Origin of the sequence: Paenibacillus sp. FSL R5-0810 (assembly GCF_038002285.1) — a bacterium.
GTDB classification, from domain to species: Bacteria; Bacillota; Bacilli; order Paenibacillales; family Paenibacillaceae; genus Paenibacillus_AQ; species Paenibacillus_AQ lactis.
Genome location: NZ_JBBOCF010000001.1, coordinates 5,575,424 through 5,598,002, shown reverse-complemented (window position 1 = coordinate 5,598,002; position 22,579 = coordinate 5,575,424). Strand labels below are relative to the sequence as shown.

The following is a 22,579-nucleotide window of genomic DNA, read 5'->3' as shown; positions in this document are numbered from 1 at the left end:
GGCTGATGCTGATTCTTCTGAGATGGATTGGGAAGAGACTGGTAATTACCGAAGGAAAGCGTACGCGCATGGCCGCCAACACCTTCGACATAGGCTTTTTTCTGGGGACAGGCAGCCTTAGGCTTTCAAAGCGTCTTATTTTTCTTTATAATGTCGGAATGGATGGGTCATGCATCGGGGAAATCTATCTAAATAAACATCTAGGAGACTCCATTTATGAGCTTGAAACACAATCTGCTTCGCAAGAAGCCGATTCCGCCTTTGACAGGCGGAGAAGTGCGTTCCGCATTGAAGAAACAGCTCGGCGTCATGGACTTGATCGTCCTTGGCGTCGGTTCTATCGTGGGAACGGGAATTTTCGTATTAACCGGCGTGACGGCCGCCACCCATGCCGGTCCGGGACTGATCTTGTCATTCCTCCTGGCAGGGCTGGTATGCGCCTTCTGCGCACTATGCTATGCCGAATTCGCCTCCACCGTGCCGGTAGCCGGCAGCGCGTATACGTACAGCTACTCCGCCTTTGGGGAAGGCCTCGCTTGGCTGATGGGCTGGGATTTGCTCCTGGAATACGGCTTTGCAAGCGCCCTCGTATCCAGCAGCTGGTCGGGGTATGTGCAGAGCATTCTGTCCGGGTTCAATATTCATCTTCCTGTTGCCATTACAAGTGCCTTCAATCCTGCGAAGGGCACATACGTGGATGTGCCGGCGATCGTCATCGCGCTGTTGATTACATGGATCGTATCCCGGGGTGCGAAGGAATCGACCCGGCTCAACACCATCATGGTATATCTGAAGATAGCCGTCATCGTTCTGTTCATCGGTGTCGGAGTTTTCTACGTGAAGCCGGACAACTGGACGCCGTTCCTTCCGTTCGGCATCGAAGGGGTCATGACGGGGGCGGCCATCGCCTTCCTCGCATATATCGGCTTCGACGTCATCGCCACAGCTGCGGAGGAAGTGAAGCAGCCTCAGAAAAGCCTGCCAGTCGCCATATTAGGCTCTCTGCTTATCGTTGCCATCCTATACATTGCCGTTACGGCGGTATTAACCGGCCTTGTACCGTATCATCTCTTGAACGTGAAAGACCCTGTCGCCTTCGCGCTGCTGTATATTGAGCAGGACTGGATGTCCTACTTCATCTCGCTCGGAGCCCTCGCCGGCCTGACCACCGTCCTCATGGGGGTATTGTTCGGTCAATCCCGGCTGCTGTACGCACTCGGTCGGGACGGCTTGCTCCCGAAACGGATGAGCTCGGTCAATCCGAAGACGAAGTCGCCCGTATTCAGCACTTGGGTATCCGGCATCTGCATCGCGGCGCTGTCGGGCTTCGTTCCGCTTGGAAACCTGGCGGACCTGGCCAGCATCGGCACGCTGTTCGCCTTTATTACCGTTTCTCTCGGCATCATTGTCCTGCGCAAGACGCACCCTAACCTGAAGCGGACCTTTCGCGTGCCGCTGGTTCCATGGCTGCCCTTAATCGCCACGCTCAGCTGCTTGTACCTGCTCACGACGCTGCAGCGGATCACCTGGATCGGATTCATCGTCTGGATCGGGCTCGGCATCATTATCTACGCCGTGTATGGTTACAGGCACAGCTCGCTGCGCCAAGACGCAGCACCAGACGAATCCTGACTTCGAGTGAACGTCTTGCGCGCTACCATAGATTAAACCAGCCTTGACCTCATCATTAACGAAGAGAAGAAGGGACTCTCCCGTAAGGTCCATTGACCTGGGACAGTCCCTTCTCTTTTCTTATAAGTAAGTTGTTGAGCTGAGCGCTCTAGGATTCCATCACGCCTTTAGGGGCAGCCGTCGGCCCGGCAGGCATGCCTTCAACCGGCACCTTGGCGGCGGGAAGCTTTATGCTGACGAACGAGGATACCAGGAATATGGCTCCTGCCGTGAAATATACCGCAACGATCGACGATGCCGCCATATACCATCCCGTCAGTCCGGAGCCGATCAGCAGCATGCCGGTAAAGACCGGCATCATGACGCCATTGAGACGCCCGATATATTGTTCATCAACCTGCCGCATCATCAGTGCCATCAAGACGGTTTGCGCCAGCGCCATCAGCACGCCCGTAACAAAACGCATGGCACCGGTCAGGAGCGGCCACTTCGACAGTACTTCGATGCATGTGGACACCCCCAGGAAGGCAAGACCAGCAAACAGAAGATACGAGCCTTTCACCCTCCCGGCGATGACGGCAGCAATAATCCCCCCGATCAGCATCCCTCCACCCTCAAGCGCGGTAAACCACTGCACGCTGGTCATATCCAGCATCAACCGCTCGGTGATGACAAAGATATCGAGCGGCTGGACAAGTCCCGCCCCGAGCGCCAGAAGAACATAAACCACCAAAAGCACCTTCAGCCATCCGGTACGACCGATGTAGCGGAAGCCCTCCTTCAGTTCTTCTGTAAAAGAGCTTGCAGAGTCGGCCCTATCCGCTGCTTCATCCACATGCGAGGGGAGGAATGCCAATACGGCGGCAGAGCCGGCAAATATGACAAGCAGGCCAATCAGAGACGCTTCGAGGCCGAAGGCTTGATAGATCGTCGTCCCGATCATCGGCCCTAGAATAATGAACAGCGACATGAGCGTCTGGGACAATGCCGTCGCCGACGAGACATGCTCATCCGGCAAGCAGCGCTTGATGATCTTGAACGAGGACGGCTGGGAGAATTGGGAGACAACGGCCGAGATCAGCGTCACGGCGAAGGCCGCCTGCCAATATCCTGCAAATACGACGAACAGGATGAGCAGCACGGATAAGAAACTCAGGATGTCCCCCCAAATCATCGTGCGCTTCGGCCGCCAGCGGTCGGCTAGTACGCCGCCGATAATCGAAACCAGAAAGATCGGCGCATATTCAATAACGGTCAGCAGCGATATGGCTACCGGGTTATGATGGCTTTTCTCCATAATGAAGTAGAGCAGCGCCATGTTGCGGATCCAGATGCCGATGTTCTGCAGGACATCCGAAATCGTGAGCAGTACAAATGCTTTGTTGCGAAACAGATGCTTCAATGTTCATGCCCCCTTAGATAAAACCGACTAGCCGGTTTATTTATATTCATAAAAGCACGGAGCATGCCTTCGCATGTTCCTATGCTTTAACAAAAGAAGCTTGGTCATCCGGTCAGTCCTCGGCTCGCCCAGTCATCACCCCTTGCAGAAAAATGCTGACGCCCTTCCGGTACAGCATGCGCAATTCCTCTTGTGACCGTTCATAGAACGTGGTCGACAAGCCGTCGAGAAGGGATCCGAATATAACGGATACTTCCTCGATATCCTCCGGAGAAATGATTCCTTGATCGGCACCCTCCTCCAGGATTTCCAGGTACAAGGCCCGCGGCCCCTGCAGGATCGCCAGCAATTTATTCAGCAGCGTATTGTCATTCGGCTGGTTGATGTAAAATTCCTCTGCAACCTTCGTGAGCGGGTTTTGAAAATCATCGACCATATGATCAGCGATCCCATACAGCTTCTCTTCAAAGCTTCCGTACTTCGCCTTCTTCTCGTGCCATGCTTCCATCCATTCCTGATTCTGTTTGGCAAGTAGCTGGATAAAGAGATCCTCCTTGCTGTCAAAATGGTAATAGATGCTGCCCTTGCTGGCACCGGTAAACTTGACCAATTCGTCCATGGACGTTGCCGCATATCCGCGCTGGATGAAGAGCATCTTCGCTTTCTCCAGAATAAGGTCCCGCTTCCGTTGAGCTTTCTCTGTTGCCATCGAAAAGCACTCCTTGCTACAATGAATTGCCGTTACGGACAAGGTCCTGCAGCCCTTCTTGGGTGGAACCAGAGCCCGATTTATCGCCATTGTTCAAACCAATTCGTTGACTTCAGAAAAAAACCGACTATGCGGTTTAATTTCATCCATCATACCCCAACCCTCCCGCAATGTAAAGGAAAGGCCTGAATAACTAGAACAGGAGGGCTTTCGTTTTATCGAAAACCCTCCTGTCATCGTGCTGCCTACATTCTTAACTATGATTCGTCTTATTCCAAATTCCAGACAGCTCTGTCCATCTTCATCGGATCCCCGAAGCTCAGCTGCAGACCTTTGGCATCTTTAGCTACCTCATAGGAAATTTCACCCTTCAGCTCCTCCCCGGGTGCTATGGTTCCATCGAGGGTCTGCACATCCGAGGAGATCGCCGGCGTATAGTGCACCTCCTGGTCATCTGTCAGCGCAAACGATAAGGCGGACGAAATGACCACCGGCTCGGTTCCGTTATTTTTAACGGTTAGATCGACAACCTTGAACATATTGCCATCCTGGGGCTTTTTATAATCGTCCCCTTCCGATTCCCGCAATCCGTTCAGCGTAATCACGATTCCGTAATAGTCGATCGTATCGCCGACAACGCCTGTCTCGCCGGCACTCAGCTTCTTGCCACCGTCCGGCGTAGCGGTCTGATCCTCTTGGGGCTTGGCTGAAGGGTCTTCAGCGGACCCTGAGGCATTGCCTGAATCGCCGCCTCCGCTTACGGCAGGGGGCTGTTCCGCCGGCGGAGCAGCCTGATCATTCGAGCAGGCTCCAATAAGCAGCATCGTCAGTATTGCAGCCGAAATTTTTATCATCATCGGATTCATCCTCATTCATATTACCTCCTATCGCAGTCATGGCTTGATTAGAATCTTTCCTTAATCCTGAACTTAAATAGTTTCGCCATGCATTCGCAAAATCCTGCATAAACACGAAAAAGCCCCCTGGAAAGGGGGGCTTCGAAGGGATGAGTTATACGTGCACAGGTGTCTCGGTTTGGATTTCAGGCAGCGCCTGCAATCCCGCCGTATTCAGGAAGTTCCACGGCTTGTTGTAATGCGGCTGGAAGAAGAAATCGATAAAGGCCAGCTGGTCAATCGTCATCCGGTTCTGGATGCATACCGACAGCGTGTTGATCGACTGGGTCAAGTCTGCCTTGGAAATCACTTGGGCACCGATTACGCGGCGGGTTTCCGTCTCATATACGACCTTCAATGTTACCGATTCAGACGTCGGCATAAATTCCGGACGGTAATGATCGGTGATCGTTACGGCTTCGACCTGAAGTCCTTCATCCTTAGCGGCTCCTTCCGTCAGCCCAGTGGACGCGATGTTATGCTCATAAATTTTGAGGCCCGAGGTGCCTTGCGTCCCCATATAAGGGGTGGTGTGCTTCACCAAATTGCGGGCAACCAGCGTCCCCATCCGCACGGCGTTCGTCGCCAGCGGAATGTACATCATCTTGCCTGTCGGGTTATAGAGCACCGAGCAGCAATCGCCCGCTGCATAGACATCCGGCTTATTGGTCTGCATGTACGAGTTCACAACGATGGCTCCGTTGTCGAGCATGTCGACCTGTCCTTTAAACAGCCCTGTGTTCGGACGGAAGCCGATGCAGAGGATGACCAGATCCGTTTGGATTTCTCCCTTGTCGGTAATCACCTTGTTTACTTTGCCCTCCTCTCCCTGGAAGGAGGTTACCGTCTGACCGAGTGCCAGCTCAATTCCTTTTTCCCGGAAAGAATTCTCGATCTGATCACTGAATTCACGGTCCAAATATTTGTTCAGAATGCGGTCAGCGCTGTCGATCAGCGTAACCTGCTTGCCGTTTTGCTGAAAGGCCTCGACCAGCTCGACGCCGATATACCCGGCACCTACGACGGTGATATGCTTCGCATGACGCGCTTTTTCGATAATCGTATTGGAATGGCGGTAATTCTTCGAGAGCAGGATATTGTCCAGGTCAATGCCCTCAAGTTTCGGAACGATCGGCCAAGAGCCGGTCGTAATGATCAGCTTGTCGTACGTATCGTCAAAGGTTTCGGACGTGACCAGATTGCGCACCTTAAGGGTTTTGCGGTCGGTATCAACCGATACGATCTCGTGGCGCATCTTGGTGTCGACGCCCAGCTCTTCGAGCTTTTCCGGCGAGGAATAGAATAATCCATCCGGATCCTTCACGACGCCTCCGACATACAGTGCAATGCCGCACGATAAAAAGGAAATATTGTCATTGCGTTCATAAACGGTAATCTGTGCATCTGGATACAGCTTGGCGGTATTTACAATGGCAGACGTTCCTGCATGGGTACAACCAATAACGGCAACTTTCATGGTTTTTCCTCCTCCAAAGTAAAGCTTGTATTTGTTTAAGATGATCTGTTTGGCATGGAATCATGCTTGGTAACCGTTGATGCCATTTTGATCCGATGCCCAAGCTCATTTGTGAATTAATTCACTTTTTACTATGGTTTCATTATAATGTGATTTTATTCACATTTCAATAGGCTTTTGAAATAGCCACACTTTGTTCACAAATTCACAATCTTGTTGTGACTCATTCCATTGATTCTTATGATTGCGCAAACGGCAGACTGTTATTCCGATTTTGAGACTGGATAAAAGGGAATGAACGAGCTGGCTTCAGAGCATACTAATTCGGTCGTTTCCGCCAGGTACGTTTGACACCGAAGCCAGATGTTTTGAAAGGGGCTGCACAGCAAAAAACAGGACTGCAGTGACCGGATCGTCCAGCTAGATCCCGGCACTTACAGCCCTGCTCTTCGCATTCGCAAAACTCTCGAAATCTTTAATCCAGCAGCGATTCAATTGCGCTTCTCATCGATTCAGGGGTCTCCCGCGGCTCAAACCGCTGCACGACTTGACCCTCCCGATCTACAAGAAACTTGGTGAAGTTCCAGGCAATCTCTCCGTTTCCTTCAGGACCTGGCTGCTGAGACTTCAAATATTGAAAGAGCGGATGGGCTTCTTCCCCGTTTACATCAATCTTCCCGAAAATCTTGAACGTTACGCCGTAATTCAATTGGCAGAACGATTCCGCTTCCTCGCTTGAACCCGGCTCCTGTCCTCCGAACTGGTTGCAAGGAAAGCCTAGCACCTCCAGACCTCTGGACTTGTACTGCTCATATAACTCCTGAAGCTCCCCGTACTGCGGAGTCAGCCCGCATTGGCTGGCCGTGTTCGCAATAAGCAGCACATTGCCCTTATAATCCTCAAGCGAAATGGCTTTGCCTTGTGTATCGACGGCTTGATAATCATAGATTGACATCATTCATTCCCTCCTCTATAGTGCGACCCTGTTTGGATTACGCTGATCCGGCGTGCACCATCTATTCCTCATCATACCTGAAATCATGGGGTGAAACCAAATTTCGATACCTCGGACTGATACCCAAATGAAAACATTTGTATTATGATAATTTTATATTTATCGGGGCAGGCAAAAAAACTAACAGTCTGATTCGCCGCGAAGGCTCGTCTGATTCGTCCTATCCCTTCCCGGGAATGGGATTGGATGGATGTGCCCTGCTGCAGCCGCACTGCTGCAATTTAACATGTAAGCGAGGAAAAAGCATGAAATTGTACCCAGAAATGTTTTTATCCCCTTGGCATCTCATTGTCCTCCTCTTTGTCCTAATTGCATGGGTAGGACTTATGATTGGCCGTTACGACCGGAAAACCATACTGCGCAGTACCGGCCTCACGGCTTTGGTATTTTATTTTATCGTGACGATTCCCGTGGGACTGATCACCCAAGACTCCTTGTATAAACAAGAAACGATGCAGGCGAAGCTCGATCAAAGATTCGAGGAAAAGAAGGAGAAATCCAGCCTGACGAGCGTCCAGGATCATATCATGGTTTATGTCGGAGCTTACAAAAATGATGATGGTGCCGATATTCTCGTCTATGCCGGCAATTACCACAGCAGCGAAACATTCACCGGCAATATAAAAGTTTCCGTTTACGATAAGGACAAAGAAGACGTATTTGCTAAAACTTACGAGCACGTGACGCTCGCACCCGGGGAGAAGAAGGAGCTCGACACGACATATACAAGTCAGCCGATGGATACCTACTACATCCAATACGAAGCGCAGCCCTAGGGCTGCGCTTCTTTACTTATCTCATATGGGTTGTAATGCGAATGACAACGGGCGTAACATTCACTTTGCACCGTACATCCGTTGCATCGGCGATGCGTACGGTACAGTATAGCTGCTTACGATCTATATTACAGCTGCTGGCCCTTTGACAAATCAATCTCTGATTCAGGGGTGTGCCCGGCTGGTCTGTAAAGTTCAGGCACCGGCGGCAAATTCTTGGCATCGCGGTTCTTCCGCAATCGGCGAACCCCAAGATAGATCAGACCGTATAACGGCAGAAGCATGAAGGACAATGCTAGCAGACTTCCTGACATAATATAGGAGGGGTCGGTCTCGATATCCGAGAAGTCCACAAAAAAGAATGTAAAGAGCGTAACCAAGGAAAAGATAATGATCTGCAACCATCGCATCCATTTCACCAGAATAAAGAATAGAATGCTGGAGCAGCCGAGCAGCAGAACGGAATAGGCGTAATTATTCGGATCAATCGAGCCGTTATCGGCCAGTCTTACCAGCCAAAAGCCGATGGCGAATTGAACCGGGAATACGAGCCAAGCCAGCTTGCCGACCCCGCGAAAGGCGGATTTCCTTTTTCTCAGCTCCTCCTCGTATTCCAGACGCTTCATCTCATGCTCAAGCTCTTCCAATTCGGCTTCCGTATACTCGCGATGCTGCTCCTCTTCGATTAGCTGTTCCATGTACGGACGGAAGTCACGCTCGATATTCCCGTCAAATTCCGCTGCCTTCAAATCCTCATCGCTCCGCAGCTGCTGCGGCACCGATGCATCACGGAAATCATGGATGACGAGCGAGGTAAGGTATAACGGTATATTTCTTCGGCCCATGGCCTCCAGCCAGCGGTTCGCGTCCATTGGATCCAGGAACGGAACGGCGATGGCCCGCTCCCCCATTCCGCTTCGGGCAATCAGGTACAGGACCGGCATCAATTCGAACATCGCGCTTTTTTCCATCATTTTGGTTTTCTTATAAGCATAGCTGTATTGGAGCACGTAACGGCCATAGTACATCTCCACCACATCGGTCAGGAAGACGCTCCCTTGCTCCGATTCTCCCGTAGCCGAATCCCACAGCTCGTATTCAACGCGATCCTCATACAGCGCGAATCGGTCCAGATGCGTATTGGCCCACACCTGTTTTCTCAGGCTTTTCAACAATTTGACCAACATGATCATTCCGACAGGCACGGCCAGCAAGCTAAGCCAGGTCCAGACGGAAGGCCAGCGAAGCAGAAGGATTACCGGGCCGACGATCAGCCCAAGGCCGATCAGTATGCCGATCGTATACGCCTCAAACGTCAGCACCCAGTAAAAGGGCTGCATCTTGGGCTTTTTCTGCTCATGAATCAACAGCGACATGCAGGCAACTCCTTTGTCTTCAACGATTGACTATCATCCTTTATGTATAAATGCTCTAACCTTTATAATACGGCAAAATCCTTTCCAAGAGGAGATGAATTTAGGCCCTATTTTAGGAAGCTCCATGTATATCTATCGGACAAAGATGGCGGTAAATCAAAAAAAGCCTTCCCCGGCATCACCTGCCGGAGAAGACCTATGACGCTCTTTGAAAATGCCTAAGCCTAGCGTTTCTGGGCCAGCTTGACGAGGAGATGAGCCAGCTTGTGCTGCTCCTCTGGTGTGCCCACCTTCCACAATTCCTGAAGAAGCTTCTCCTCCGAATTTCTAGGCTCTTCGTTTGCAGCCAGATAGCCGGCCACCTTTTCCGCCGCCTGGGCAAGCTGCTCCTCATTCAATCCGATGCTCTCGGCCAGCTGAATTCGCTTGTTCAAATAGGCCTGAAACGAGTCGAAATCAGCCAGGATCCGCTCCTTCTCCTTATCGTCAATCCGATCTATCGCGTCATCGACCTTACTTACATCGAGCTCACCGTTCTTGTTCACGACATGATTATGTTCAGACATGATAACGCCTCCTTGTGATTGGATTAGATAACGATCAGTTATTAACCGCAAGGCCTGCAAATGAACCACCGGATGGCGTTAACGGCCGCGCCGTCCACCGCTCCGGCCGCTCCCTCCCCGGCTGCCGGAGCCGCGGCTGCCGCCCTGGTTGGCCTGGCCCCGGGCGGAGCTGCCGCTGCGGCCTCCGGATCTTGTCGATCCACGGCCGGCACCGCCTTGGCTCTTGCTCTGCCCGCGGCTGCGCTCTTCCGCGCCTGCACGTCTCCCGCGCCCGCCGCTCTCTTCCCTGCGTGGCTGCTCCGCTCTCCCCTTGGCTTGGGAGCGGCCTCCCCGGCCATCGGCGCTGCCGCCTCCTCCCCGGGAGCTGCGGTCCGACTGGCCGCGGCGTGCCGAGCCCGTTCCGCCTTCTCTTCGCCCGCCGCCTTGCCCCCGCTCACGGTCAGACTCAAGCGAAGAGACATGTCTAGCTTTTCTCGGACGGCCGGACTCCATACCCGCATTGTCCGCGCGCTCCTCCTGGACGTTCCCCTCGTGTGCGTCATAGCGCACCCGCTTCAAGCGAAGCGAGATGCCCTCCTCGATCCGCGCCAGGTCCGAACGGTCCTTGGCAGCCATAAAGGTCACTGCCATTCCGCTGCCTCCCGCGCGCCCGGTCCGGCCGATCCGGTGGATGTAACTTTCAACATCATGGGGCATATCGTAGTTAAAAACATGGGTAACCCCTTCCACATCCAGCCCCCGGGCTGCCACGTCCGTGGCGACCAAGAGCTGAAGCTTGGCTTCCCGAAACCGTTTCATGACCGCTTCACGCTTGGCTTGGGACAGATCGCCGTGAAGCTCGTCCGATTCGTATCCGGCAGCGAGCAGGGCTTCGTTTAGAGCCGATGCCCGCCGCTTGGTACGGCAGAAGATGATGGCAAGAAACGGCCGGTAGCGCTCGATCATGGCCCGAAGGGCGTCCTGCTTGGACCGGTCGGTGCACTCGACAACCACCTGCTTGATCTGCTCCAACGGAATGGGGGATGCCCCTTTTATAACAATATCTTCAGGTTTATTCATGTAACGAGCCGCAAGCTGCTTCACCCCTGCAGGCATCGTAGCCGAGAAGAGCATCGTCTGGCGTCGGTATGGAAGGGCATCGATCAGCGCCTCCACTTCGGCCAAAAAGCCCATATGCAGCATTTGATCCGCTTCATCGAGCACGAGCATTTTAACCCCGCCGAGCTCCAGTGTGCCGCGTCGCAGATGATCCAGCAGCCTTCCCGGCGTGCCGATAATCAAATGCCGGCCGCCTTCCAGCTTGCGCAGCTGCTTCTCGACATCCTGGCCGCCGTACACGGCCAATATTTTAATCCCGTCCGGTTCCCCTGCGGTCAGCTTCCGGGCTTCCTCCGTGATTTGGAGGGCCAATTCCCGGGTTGGCGCGATGATGAGCGCTTGCGGGAAAGGACGATTCGGATCGATATGCTGCAAAATCGGGAGCATAAAGGCCAGCGTTTTGCCGGTTCCGGTCCGCGCCCGGGCAATGACATCCTTCCCTTCAAGCAGCAGCGGAATCGTCTCCTGCTGCACCGGCGTCGGTACCGCGATTCCCTGCTCCTTCAATTTTCTCACTCTCTGCTCGTCAATGCCCAGCTGTTGAAAGTTCGGCAAACGTTCCACCTCATTTAAGTATTTTTCGCTATTGAATCGTATTAAGAAACTGACAAACGACCCTGTCTTTGGTAATGTCAATATTAGAAGATTCATCCCACCACGGCAAGGAGGTGTCCCGAATGAATCCGCTCCAGCTCATAGTCACTGTACTCGTTCTGCTGATCCTGCTCACCTTGATTAACATGATGATGAATTATGTTTCAAGACGGGACGGGGAGCCGCCCGTCCCCCTTAAGAGAAAGCTGTGGCTTGTTCCGCTTCTCGCAGCCTTTATCATTGTACCGATCGAGCTGTTCTCCATCCTGTATGCACTCCTGTTCCGGGTGACCGATTCTGCGGGACAGATGCTTGCCTATAACAGCGGCGGCGTGCTGCTAAGCCTGCCCCTGCTGCTCTTGATCGGGTTTCTGATCTTTGAAGGCCTCGTGCACCCGATCATGATTACCCTGCTGCGCCTATGGCTGCGGCGGGACGCTTCCGTATACGTCAAGCAGACCGTCACCGTGATCACCGATTCGATCCTGATTTACGCACTGGCGTCGGTGATCCCTGCCGTTCCGGTCGGCAGCTGGCTCCATGCGCTCATCATCGCCGTTTTCTATCATCTCATAGAATGGGTCCTGATCGGCATTCAGGCTTGGATCCAGCAGCGTAAACGGGCCAAAGCCGCGGCCCCTGGCTAAACAGCCTTGATAAGCCCACGAGCTAGAAACGCCCCGATTTAAAGATCGAATACAGCAGCCATGCCACCATGAGCAGCGCCACGATGAACCCGACCTCGATCACCGGGAAATTCCATAGCATCATGGGCTCCCGGCTCAAGGAGGAACCGATGATAAGTCCAACCATAATGATGCTGAAGGCCAGCAAAACGATGCTGAATGAGAGCCGGTTGCTGATCTGGTCCAGCTTCCGCATCAGCTGCTGCAGCTCCGGCACGCTGATTTCCACCCGGAGCTTCCCTTTGCTGATCAAGGCCGACAGCTGCCTGGCCTGTCCGGGCAAATCCAGCAGACTTTCTGCAAGCCCCGCCAACCCGTCCAGCACCTTCCTTCCAATCCTGCGCGAATTATAGCGCTCCTTCAGCAGCTTCCGTCCGAAAGGCTCCGCCATGTCGATGATGCTGATTTCCGGATCCAGCATTTCGATGACTCCTTCCAGCGTCAGCAGCGATTTGCCGAGCAGCGTCAAATCCGGCGGGAGCATAATCCGGTGCCGCTGGGCAACGGTGAACAGGTCGGTAAGCGCCTTCCCCAAGCGCACTTGAGAGAACGGCACGTCATAATATTCGCTCCGCAGCCGATCCATATCCGACCGCAAGGCGTCCATATCGCAATCATCGGGTATGAGTCCCATCTTGGAGATCGCGCGGATCATCCCTTCCGAATTTCGGCGCATCAAAGCAATGATCAGCCCCGAAAGATGATCCCTCATGTCCTCGCTCAACTGCCCGACAAGTCCAAAATCCAGGAAGACGAGCTTTCCGTCCTCGGCGACAAGCAAATTGCCCGGATGGGGATCAGCATGGAAAAAGCCTTCGATAAAAATCTGTTGAAGCATGCCGTCTATAAGATGCTCCGCAATCTCCTTCAGGTCATAACCCTTCGCGGCCAGCTCCTGCCGGCGGCTAAGCGTAATGCCCTCCGCGAACTCCATCATCAGCACTTTCGAGGATGTATATTCCCAATATATCCGCGGAATACGGATATACTCATGGTCATCCAGCCGGGATGAAATCTTCTCCGCGTTACGTGCCTCGTGACTGTAATCCAGCTCCGCCATCATCGCTCTGGCAAATTCATCCACAATCCGGTCGACCCGGTACTGCTTCACCCAATCCCAGTGGCGCTCGGCGATCGAGATCATGTCCCGCAGGATTTCCAGATCGCGGCCGATCATCCTGGCCACACCCGGCCGCTGTACCTTGATCGCCACACGCTCGCCGCTCTTCAGCCGGCCGGCATGCACCTGTCCGATCGAAGCGGCGGCAAGCGGCTTCTCTTCAAATTCCTGCAGTACTTCATGTATCGGCATGCCCCATTCCTGCTCGATCAGCTCCCGCGCGCTGGCGGAAGAGAACGGAGGAACCCGCTCCTGCAGCTTGACCAATTCCTGGATAATATGGTCAGGCAGCAGATCCGATCTTGTGCTCGCTAATTGGCCCAGCTTCACGAATGCCGGTCCAAGATCCTCCAGCACCCTCCGAATCCGTTCCCCGAGCGTAACGGTCTCCGGCTGCTCCCTGGAGCTCCAGCGGACGGGCATCGACAGGACATGGAACAGTCCCATCTCCTCCACCATATAGCCAAAGCCATGGCGCATTAGCGCCATGGCGATTTCCCGGTAGCGTCCGGCATGCCTCATTCGGACCGCCATCTAATCCTGCTGCGGCCCTTCCAATTCCACGATTTTCCTCTCAAGGACAGCGATGCGCTGTTCCAGGCTCGCGACATCGGTTCCTTTCGGCACGTCCAGTTCGGACAGTACGCGCTGCACCTGTTCATAAATATACGTCTTGATCTGGGACTGCTCTTCCTCGCCGCGTTCAATGAGGCGATTCACCAGCGCTTTGGATTCTGTGGGCGCCAGCTCCCCGCGCTTAACCAGATCGTCCACGATTTTCTCGACTTTTTCTTTGCTGACAACGGTAAGGCCCAATCCTAACGAGATTGCTTTCTTAAAAAGATCACTCATGATTTTATCCCTCCCGATCTTGTCTGGTTCCATTATAACCGTTCGCGCTGGTAAAAACATCTATCCGCAAAGCTTCAGCACCCATGTCCTGTGAGCGCTCCCGGTTTATAGGCCGGCATTGTGAAAATTTAGATTCCAGCCGCTCCCCGGGTCAAATCCAGAGACGAACGAAGCCGTTTCGCTCTATAACTGTGCTGATGGGAAGTCGATCTTTGGATTTTGCAAAATCCCATATACTTAGAATTACCCGGATCCGGCCGTAAATATGAGAGCATGGATACCGATCTGTTAACGCCTAGTCGAGGAAAAGAAAACAGACCGACAGGGCATTGCCCCACGGTCTGCACGCTTTTCATAAGATCACTCAATCTTAATCGTCATAACGATCATCGTCATCGTCGTCATGATCATTATCGTCATGATCATCATCGTAACGGTCGTCGTGATCATCGTCATGATCGTCATCATGATCATCATCGTCGTGATCGTACTCGGACTTTACGATTTTCCCGCTCAGGGCGTTGACCTCAACTTCCATGCTGCCTTTGGAGGTCTTCACTTCAACGTCATAGATCCAGCGGTTATCGTCCTCATCCAGATCGACGTCAGTCACCGTGCCGCCTCCCGCATGCTTCAATGCAGCTGCAGCGGCCTGTCCTGCGCCGATCAAGCCGCTGGGATAACGATCGCGGTCATCATCAAAATCATCATCTCCATCATAGTGGTGGTGATATTCGAAAGTCCGCTTCCCGAGCGTTTTGCCGGTTGATGCGTCAATCCATAGCTTGGTGCCCCGATCACTTTGTTGGATGTACACCTTATAAGCGAGCTGTCCTTTATAGTGTACCAGATCGATATCTTTTACCGTTCCTTTAGCGACAGCCAGAGCAAGCTGCTCCGCCTTCTCGACACTGATCAGCTGCTTGCCCGCTTGCGCTGCAGTCGTCGTACCGGTGCTTGCACTTCCGTTCGAGCCCGCAGCCTGCACGGCATTATATCCGTATACGCCGCTTGCCGCTATAGCCACGGACAGCGCGCCGGCCCACAGTATTTTTTTCTTCATCTTGTTCTTTCCCATCGTAATTACCTCCTCATGTCTTATCGATCGTTCTCTTTACAATTTCACTATAACGCTCCAATATGAGAGCATTCAGAGAGAAAGATTAGAAAACGATGATAAATGATAAAAGAGGTTGTTCAAAAGATCGTCTTTTGATCACGAAGTGAAATCAAGAAGTATCTCGTCTGATCCATTCCCTAATCATCCCACGTTACGGTCATAATCTTGCCGGTAATGGCATGAACCTGGATCGTGGCTTCCCGCCCATCGCTCTTCTCAATTTCGACCAGATAATAACGAACGCCGTCATCCTCGCGGTATTCGATATCCTCGATCGTCCCGGGAACCTTAGCAAGCGATACCTTCTCGGCGTGCTCCCTCGTGATCATCCGCATCGGCGGATTCTCTGGTTCGGTGCCTTCGCCATCGTCAGAGTCCTCCGGGGTTCCGCCTGACCCCTCCCCATTCGGCTCCGAAGGTGGTTTACTCCCCTGGCCTTGTCCCTGACCCTCGCTCTGACCCGTCCCGCGGTTATCCGGATCAGGAGGCTCGGGCTGCTGTCCGGTCGGATCCTGATTGCCAGACCCGCCCTTTCCCTTCTCCAGCTGTTCGATCGACACAATGCTGCCTTCGCGAGCATCCACAGCCAAATCATATTTGCCTTGATCGGACACCAGCTGAACCCGGTACACATCGCCGTCCAGCGTTGTATCCGTTATCGTCCCATTTGGGTAGAGAGTTTCCACTTTACCTATAATCTCATCCTCGCTCATACGCTCGGACGAAACACTGAACGGCTTCCACAGCAGCGTACCGGCCACCACGACGACGACCAGCAGAAGACCGCCCGTCAGCATCCCCATTTGTTTTCGCATCCCAATCACCTCGGGTAGATTCTGTTCATTAACGCAAGTATACCGCAGCAAGGTTAGAAATCGATGAGAAACAAAAGGGCGTTTAACCTTGACCTCGGGTCCCCGAAGGCTGCAGCCGGATCGTGGCGGTGGTGCCGACTCCCGGCAGGCTTTCGAGCTCCAGCTCTGCCCCGATGGCCTCCGAAATCTCCTTCGCCAGCGACAAGCCGAGGCCTGCTCCGCCGGTCTTCCTGCCGCGGGCTTCATCGACCCGGTAGAAACGGTCAAACACATGCTCCAAATCTTCCTTCGATATGCCGATTCCCCGGTCAATGACCCGAATATATACCCCGGGCGGCTTCCTTCCGACTTCGATGACGATCGACTCATCGCTGTACTTGCGGGCGTTATCAAGGAGGATGAACAGCAGCTGCTTCAGCCTGCGGCTGTCCGTCCAAGCGTGCACCTCGCCTTCAGCGCGGACGTCAACCTTCCGGCTGTAGGCATCCCGGATCGCACGCGCCGATCCGTTTGCCAGCTCGGAGAGCTCCACGGATTCCATCTCGATCTTCCATGAATCCTGGTTCCTTGCCAACAGCAGCAGCTGCTCGGTCATCTCCTTCATTCGGATCGCTTCCGAATGGATCGCTTCCACCGATTCCTGAAACAGCTCCGGCCGCTCAAGCCCTCTGCGCTTCAGCAGGCTGGCATAGCTCTCGATAATCGTCAGCGGCGTCTTCAGCTCGTGCGAGGCGTTGGATACGAACTGCTCCTGCTTCTCATGATTGCTCTCGAGCAGCGTGATCATATCATTAAATGCAGCACCCATCTCCGTCAGCTCGTTCTTCGGCTGCTCCTCAAGCTCGATCCGGCGGAACCGTCCGCTCTCGCGGATATCCTTCATCGTGCGGGTCAGCGCCGTAATCGGCTGCATGATCAAGCGCCCCAGCACGCGGGTCGACACAATGATCGGAAGCAGTCCTATGGCCGTCACGGCCACAAGCACGAGACGAAGCGCCTTCAGAATATCCATCGTCGGAGCAAGCGTACGCGCAAGCTGAATATTGTTGACCGAGCCGTCCGGCCAAATTACCGGGATCGAGGCGAATGCGTACGTTTCCCCTTGAATCGTAATCACCCGCACCTGTTCCCGGGTATCATACGGCTCATCAAGGCCGTCCAGCTCCACGCCAGGTGCCGTCGTCAACCTCTCGGGGCTGCTGTTATCGGGCATGACCACCTTGATTCCGGCGCCAGCCGGAACATAGCTGCGCTGCAGGTCGGCGAGCGGCACGGATTTCGCAGCCTCCACCATATTACCGGCGATCTGTACGGCTTCGGCCTTCGTCTGCTTAAGCTGGCTATCCACCGTCAAGCGGCTGAATACGAAATAAACCAAAATATTCATGACGATCAGAATGACAGCCATAAGTACTGATGAATAGAGATGAATTCGGCTGCTCAGCTTCATGGGCTGTCCTTCAGCACATAGCCGACGCCGCGGACGGTATGAATCAGATCAGGCAGGCCGTCAAGATCGATTTTCTTACGCACATAACGTATGTAGACATCGACGACATTCGTATCGCCGTAATAATCATATCCCCATACCGCGGCCAGAATTTGCTCGCGGTTCAGCACCTGCCGTTGATTTTTGAGCAGGTAAACGAGCAGATCGAATTCGCGGGGCGTCAGCTCGATCTTCGTTCCGGCCCTGACGACCTCGCGCGTTCCTTCATGGAGCTTAAGGTCTCCCGCGGACAGCCATTCTCCTCCCGGCTCAATGTCGTTCTGGCGCGTCCCCTGAAGTCGAAGCGCTGCCCGGATTCTGGCGAGGAGCTCCTCGATCTGAAACGGCTTCGTGATATAATCGTTAGCCCCCAGATCAAGACCCGACACCTTATCCTCAACCGAGCTCTTGGCGGTGAGCAGCAGCACCGCCGTGTGCGTATCCTGGCTCCGGATGCGCCGCAGCAGCTCGATGCCGCTCATGCCCGGCAGCATGACGTCTAACAGAATCAGATCGAAGGACCCGCTTCGATATACGCTCAGCGCATCCAGTCCGTTATCCGCTTTGGCAACCTCATAGCCCTCGCTCTCCAGCTCAATTTCCAGCAGACGGGATATTTTAGCTTCATCTTCGACGATTAAAATCTTCCCGTTGTTCATTCAATCCCTCCTACCTCCTACAGGCATGCTCCGAATGATTTAGCCCGGAACGCGGGCCGCCCATTTGGCGGCCTGCGTGATGAGCCTCCGAAGCTGCGGCTGAAGGAAGCTCGGCTCATGATGGCCCGGCATGACAAAGACCACCCGGCCGATGCCGTACGTATGGCACCAAGCAGCCGGCCACTGCTGACCTTCATACTCGTAGTGCAGCAGCACCGTTTTTTCCGTAAACGGGCTAAAGGTGAAGCGATACGGCTCCTCGTCCAATACAAACGGCTCCACGCCTTCCGTAATATCATGATTGGTCTCGGCGGGAACGAAATACAGCTTATCCATCGGCGGATGGCCGTCAAACCGCGCTCCGATGAGCTGGGCCAGCTCATACCGGTTAGCCAGCGTAATGCCGTTATGAATGACAAGCAGGCCGCCGCCGCCGCTGACATAGGACAGCAGGCCCGCCGTCTGCCGGGGAGATACGCGTTCATCCCACAAGTCGCTGTAGGCGATGCACAGCTCATAGGGATACAGATTGCTCTCGTGGAGCATTTTATGATTTTCGGTGCACTGCACCGTGAACATGTCGTTTAAAAGATGTGTTACTTGTTTATCGATCCCTTGGAGCGGGTGAAACTTGGGGTGGGTATAGCTGCCTAGCAGCAGTGCTTTTCTTTTATCCATGGGGCATCCTCCTATTTACTACTTACAATATTACACACGATGGTCCATTACATGCACGAGCCTAAGACGATAGTCCGGAAGACACGCCCGTCTCCCTCCCCTATCATGCCATTAATTCGCCGATTGGGCAAAATATCGACCGAGCTCGACCATCATGCTGCCCATGCGCTCATCTTCGGGAACAAGCAGGCGCGTGATCCCTTCCTCGCGCAGCCCCTGCGCCGTTACCTTGCCGACGGCAACGGCGATCACCGGTCCGCGGAATGCCTCCAGCACCGCTTCGAGCCTGCCGTGATCCTTGGCGAAATCAGCCAGAAACCGGAATTGCGGCGCACTGGTGAACGCAACGGCATCCACCTTGCCCTGGATAATCTCGTCCACCAGCAACGAGATGTCTTCCTCCCGCGGCGGTATATGCTTATACGGCAGGATCGGCTCCACCTGAGCGCCCCGGCTCTCCAGCCATTCCACAAGCTTAGGCGCGGATTCGCCATGCAGCTGGAGGATGACGCGCTGGCCTGCCAGATCAAACGGCGCAAGCGCCCGAATGAGGCCGGATGTGCTGCCGTCATCATCTCTTACGATGGGCGTAAGCCCTCTTTTTTTCAACGCGTTCACCGTTTTGTAACCGCGCGCGGCAATGGTTGTTTGCATAAGCGTTGCATTCAACCGGTCCAAAGCGCCCATCTGCTCCGCCATATCATAGATGGCCTCAAGGCCAATGCCCGTCGTAAATATCGCCCATGGCGGTGCGGGCTCTTTAAGCCAATCCTCAATCGATTCACGCAGTACCTCATCATCCAAAAAAACCGTTCCCTGTGCCGGACGAATTAGCGGGGTTCCCCCCATCTTCTCCACCAGCTTTGCCATTTCCTCCGCTTTGCGGGGGCCGGCCAGGGCCACAACCCGATCTTTCATATGCTGTGCCATTATTTTGCCTCGCTCTCCTAGAGTGTGCAGGTTCTGCCATTTGACTCCAGTATACTGGCCCGCTCCCCAGAGCGAAAGTCACTTTGGTCTTAAACTTCAGCAGCAAGCCTTATAAAAAAGCAGCGAAGGGAATGAATCCCCTTCGCTGCTTGAACGTTCAGCTCGAAGCGCTGCAAGCCGCCCCGCTCCTCCTATAGCTAGCTGCTAAACCTTGAAACGCCGGACCAGCTCCTGAAGCTCCTCCGCCTGCTGGCTCAAATCCGTCGCCGATGCGCTTACCTCTTCCATCGAGGCAAGCTGCTCCTCGGAAGCGGCTGATATGGATTGCGTCCGTCCGGACGTCTGCTCCGAAATATTGCGAATCGCATCAATAGCCGTTCTCGCTTGATTCGCATCGCCCGCCAGCTGACGCGCAGCCTCGGCGGTTTCGCTTACTTGCCCGGTCACCTTGTGAACCGCCTTCTTAATGCGGGAGAAGGAGCGTCCGGTCAGGTCAGCCGCGCCGACGCCTTCGGAAACGTTCTCCTGAGCCGATGCCATTACCGCATTCGTCCGCTTCACCTCTTGCAAAATGGCGGCGATGAGATCGGCGATATGCTGTGCCGATGCCTCGGAGCGATGCGCCAGGCTGCGAATTTCCGCAGCCACGACAGCAAAGCCTCTGCCGTGTTCTCCCGCTCTCGATGCTTCAATCGAGGCATTAAGCGCAAGCAGGCTCGTCTGCTTGGCAATCTCTCCAATCGTCCCGACAATGCCGCGAATCTGCTCCGACCGCTCGGACAGCTGGCTGATGACGCCGCCGAGCTCTTCCATCGAATGGTTGATGTCCTGCATCGTAGCCGCGGCCGTGATCACGGCCGTATTCCCTTCCTGGGCCAGCTCTTCCGTCTGGTTCATGGCCCCTCTCATAACCTCGAGGAGAGAGGCAATGGAATCGGCATGCTGCGAGACTTGATTCATCCGCTTTACGATTTCCTCCACGGCGAAGAGCTGGCTCTCGCTGCCTGCCGCCACCTCCTGAATAGAGGAGGTCACATGCTGAACCGCCGCGGTATTTTGCATCGCGTTAGCCGATAGTTCCTCCGACGATGCAGACACATTCTCCGTCATTCCCATGACGCCATGCACCATTTCACGCAGATTATCCACCATGACCTGGAAATGGTCGGCCAATTCCCCGATTTCGTCCCGCTTGAATCCGTTCATCCGATAGGTCAGATCCCCATCGCTGATCACCTCGGTAGCCTTGCTCAGCTTGCGGATCGGCTTCAGCACCGAGCGGATATTCCATAAGGCCAGCGCAAACGCGCCAAGAAGCGACAACGCCATCACCAATGCCATCGTATTCCGGATGCCGCGAACGGAATCTTCTACCTCCGAGAAATACATCGTACCGGCAATCTTCCATCCGGTCCTTTCATTGGTAAGGTAATTCAATTGCTTATCCTCGCCGTTATGCTCGTAATGGAAGTGCCCTTCCGGCTCCTCATACAAGCGGGATATCCAAGCCTCTTGCGCCAATGCGTCCGTCCCTGCCGCGTATTCCGGGTGGAATAAATAGTTTTGCTCCTGATCCAGCACCATGGTATAGCCTTCGCGTCCAACCTTGACTTCAACCAGATCACGGATTTGGGTAAGGTTCAAATCAATGCCGACCACGCCGGATCCGTCTGGAAGCATCTGCGCAATCGTCACAACGATCATCGATCCGGCCTGTGATGCATACGGCGTCGTAATAATCGGTTCGCCCTTGGCGGTGATGGCCAGCTTGTACCACTCGCTCTGTCTCGGGTCAAATCCTTCAGGAAGCTCCTCTGTAGAGGCTCTCAAAATGCCGCCCCGGGCTGTCCCGGCAAAAATATCGACCGTTTCGGGGTGCAGCCCCAAATATTGCCGCAGCACCGCAGCGAGTCCTGTTTCGCTGCCCGATGCCAGCTCCTGATCGACCGCGGCCCCTTTGATCTTCCCGCTGAAATAGCTCAGGTCATGAATCTTATTTTCGATCGTCTGGTTGATGACATCATTCGCCGTCTCCACGCTGCGCGATGCGCTGCGCAAAATTTCCTCCTCCACGGTATGACTTGCATCGCGATAAGTAATATAACCGATCGCAAAGCTTGGAACGAGCAGCACCACAAGAAACGTGATGATCATGTTTCGCCGCAGCCGGTTGGTTCTCTTTGTCTTCATATGGTTCCTGTCCTTTCAATCCGCAGGGAGAACGCTCCCTCGTAACTAAAATCTTCCCTTCAACTTATCGGCATCCGGTAAAGGAATCGTTACATCCTACATGTGGTAATTATTTACAATTGAGATTGGGAGACTTGAGTTGGACTATGGTCCTCCGTGCGAGCGGCGGGTTACGGACAAGCGAAGCGGTCCTTGAAACACCCTGTTTGAAGCGGCTCACGGTTGACCTCAAGAAATTGGGATAACGGCAAGATGAGAAACGATTCATGCTAGAGCGTTCTCCTCCCAAGGAAGGAGCGATCCTCCCGGCAAGATCCGAAACGATACGCTAGCGCCCCTTAACTAAAAAAGAGGCGCCCCAAAGATCTCATGATCTTATCGGCACCTCTTTATATATGATGGCTTCACGGCCTGCACAGCGGAAGAAGCAGACCGTTAGGCTCTGGCTCTTTGGCGGACAATCGACCAAGAAGTTATTCCGTAATGCCTTCCTTCGTTA

General features: G+C 54.0%; 20 protein-coding genes. 3 read left to right on the top strand and 17 right to left on the bottom strand.

What is annotated here, in order from left to right; translation table 11 throughout:
- Nucleotides 1-216: 216 nt before the first annotated feature.
- Nucleotides 217-1,632, top strand: coding sequence for an amino acid permease (locus MKX76_RS24810; protein ID WP_144877947.1), 1,416 nt, complete (start codon nucleotides 217-219; stop codon nucleotides 1,630-1,632).
- Nucleotides 1,633-1,780: 148 nt separating this feature from the next.
- Here MKX76_RS24810 and MKX76_RS24805 read toward each other — a convergent pair whose 3' ends face one another.
- The 5 genes from MKX76_RS24805 to MKX76_RS24785 form a co-directional block, all read right to left on the bottom strand.
- Nucleotides 1,781-3,034, bottom strand: a complete 1,254-nt coding sequence (locus MKX76_RS24805; protein WP_144877946.1) for an MFS transporter — start codon at nucleotides 3,032-3,034, stop codon at nucleotides 1,781-1,783.
- 112 nt (nucleotides 3,035-3,146) lie between these two features.
- A complete protein-coding gene (locus tag MKX76_RS24800; RefSeq protein WP_144877945.1) occupies nucleotides 3,147-3,743 on the bottom strand; it encodes a TetR/AcrR family transcriptional regulator in 597 nt (198 codons plus the stop codon).
- 269 nt (nucleotides 3,744-4,012) lie between these two features.
- The gene (locus tag MKX76_RS24795) at nucleotides 4,013-4,615 is read right to left on the bottom strand and encodes a DUF4352 domain-containing protein (RefSeq protein WP_007128834.1); all 603 of its coding nucleotides are present in this window, start codon (nucleotides 4,613-4,615) and stop codon (nucleotides 4,013-4,015) included.
- A gap of 139 nt (nucleotides 4,616-4,754) precedes the next feature.
- Nucleotides 4,755-6,116, bottom strand: coding sequence for an FAD-dependent oxidoreductase (locus tag MKX76_RS24790; protein WP_144877944.1), 1,362 nt, complete (start codon nucleotides 6,114-6,116; stop codon nucleotides 4,755-4,757).
- Nucleotides 6,117-6,591: 475 nt separating this feature from the next.
- Nucleotides 6,592-7,071 (bottom strand): glutathione peroxidase, encoded by a 480-nt coding sequence (locus MKX76_RS24785; protein ID WP_007128836.1) that lies wholly within the window; start codon nucleotides 7,069-7,071, stop codon nucleotides 6,592-6,594.
- Between the two features lie 305 nt (nucleotides 7,072-7,376).
- On the opposite strand from MKX76_RS24785, the gene MKX76_RS24780 reads away from it, so the two are divergent.
- A complete protein-coding gene (locus tag MKX76_RS24780; RefSeq protein WP_144877943.1) occupies nucleotides 7,377-7,907 on the top strand; it encodes a hypothetical protein in 531 nt (176 codons plus the stop codon).
- Nucleotides 7,908-8,035: 128 nt separating this feature from the next.
- Here MKX76_RS24780 and MKX76_RS24775 read toward each other — a convergent pair whose 3' ends face one another.
- From MKX76_RS24775 to MKX76_RS24765, 3 genes are all read right to left on the bottom strand, one after another.
- Nucleotides 8,036-9,283 carry a hypothetical protein gene (locus tag MKX76_RS24775; RefSeq protein ID WP_144877942.1) on the bottom strand — a complete coding sequence of 416 codons (1,248 nt, stop codon included), beginning with the start codon at nucleotides 9,281-9,283 and terminating at the stop codon, nucleotides 8,036-8,038.
- A gap of 224 nt (nucleotides 9,284-9,507) precedes the next feature.
- The gene (locus MKX76_RS24770; RefSeq protein ID WP_007128839.1) at nucleotides 9,508-9,849 is read right to left on the bottom strand and encodes a DUF3243 domain-containing protein; all 342 of its coding nucleotides are present in this window, start codon (nucleotides 9,847-9,849) and stop codon (nucleotides 9,508-9,510) included.
- A 78-nt stretch (nucleotides 9,850-9,927) separates the two neighbouring features.
- Nucleotides 9,928-11,502 (bottom strand): DEAD/DEAH box helicase, encoded by a 1,575-nt coding sequence (locus tag MKX76_RS24765; RefSeq protein WP_007128840.1) that lies wholly within the window; start codon nucleotides 11,500-11,502, stop codon nucleotides 9,928-9,930.
- Nucleotides 11,503-11,624: 122 nt separating this feature from the next.
- Between MKX76_RS24765 and MKX76_RS24760 the strand changes: the two genes are divergently transcribed.
- The gene (locus MKX76_RS24760; protein WP_007128841.1) at nucleotides 11,625-12,188 is read left to right on the top strand and encodes a hypothetical protein; all 564 of its coding nucleotides are present in this window, start codon (nucleotides 11,625-11,627) and stop codon (nucleotides 12,186-12,188) included.
- A gap of 22 nt (nucleotides 12,189-12,210) precedes the next feature.
- Here the strand turns inward: MKX76_RS24760 and MKX76_RS24755 are convergent, their stop codons facing one another.
- The 9 genes from MKX76_RS24755 to MKX76_RS24715 all read right to left on the bottom strand — a co-directional run bounded on the left by MKX76_RS24755 (nucleotide 12,211) and on the right by MKX76_RS24715 (nucleotide 22,080).
- Nucleotides 12,211-13,881, bottom strand: a complete 1,671-nt coding sequence (locus tag MKX76_RS24755; RefSeq protein ID WP_028404110.1) for an ABC1 kinase family protein — start codon at nucleotides 13,879-13,881, stop codon at nucleotides 12,211-12,213.
- Complete coding sequence (locus MKX76_RS24750; protein WP_007128843.1) at nucleotides 13,882-14,199, bottom strand: phasin family protein; 318 nt, start codon at nucleotides 14,197-14,199, stop codon at nucleotides 13,882-13,884. It abuts the gene before it with no gap.
- 370 nt (nucleotides 14,200-14,569) lie between these two features.
- On the bottom strand, nucleotides 14,570-15,277 hold the full coding sequence (locus MKX76_RS24745; RefSeq protein ID WP_144877941.1) for a PepSY domain-containing protein: 708 nt from the start codon (nucleotides 15,275-15,277) through the stop codon (nucleotides 14,570-14,572).
- 179 nt (nucleotides 15,278-15,456) lie between these two features.
- A complete protein-coding gene (locus MKX76_RS24740) occupies nucleotides 15,457-16,134 on the bottom strand; it encodes a PepSY domain-containing protein (RefSeq protein ID WP_144877940.1) in 678 nt (225 codons plus the stop codon).
- 82 nt (nucleotides 16,135-16,216) lie between these two features.
- A complete protein-coding gene (locus MKX76_RS24735) occupies nucleotides 16,217-17,584 on the bottom strand; it encodes a sensor histidine kinase (protein ID WP_144877939.1) in 1,368 nt (455 codons plus the stop codon).
- Nucleotides 17,581-18,282, bottom strand: a complete 702-nt coding sequence (locus MKX76_RS24730; RefSeq protein WP_007128847.1) for a response regulator transcription factor — start codon at nucleotides 18,280-18,282, stop codon at nucleotides 17,581-17,583. The genes MKX76_RS24735 and MKX76_RS24730 overlap by 4 nt, the downstream gene beginning before the upstream one ends.
- A gap of 39 nt (nucleotides 18,283-18,321) precedes the next feature.
- Nucleotides 18,322-18,960 carry a ThuA domain-containing protein gene (locus MKX76_RS24725; protein ID WP_007128848.1) on the bottom strand — a complete coding sequence of 213 codons (639 nt, stop codon included), beginning with the start codon at nucleotides 18,958-18,960 and terminating at the stop codon, nucleotides 18,322-18,324.
- A gap of 111 nt (nucleotides 18,961-19,071) precedes the next feature.
- Complete coding sequence (locus MKX76_RS24720; protein WP_144877938.1) at nucleotides 19,072-19,890, bottom strand: uroporphyrinogen-III synthase; 819 nt, start codon at nucleotides 19,888-19,890, stop codon at nucleotides 19,072-19,074.
- A 204-nt stretch (nucleotides 19,891-20,094) separates the two neighbouring features.
- Nucleotides 20,095-22,080, bottom strand: coding sequence for a methyl-accepting chemotaxis protein (locus tag MKX76_RS24715; protein WP_144877937.1), 1,986 nt, complete (start codon nucleotides 22,078-22,080; stop codon nucleotides 20,095-20,097).
- Nucleotides 22,081-22,579 lie beyond the last annotated feature (499 nt).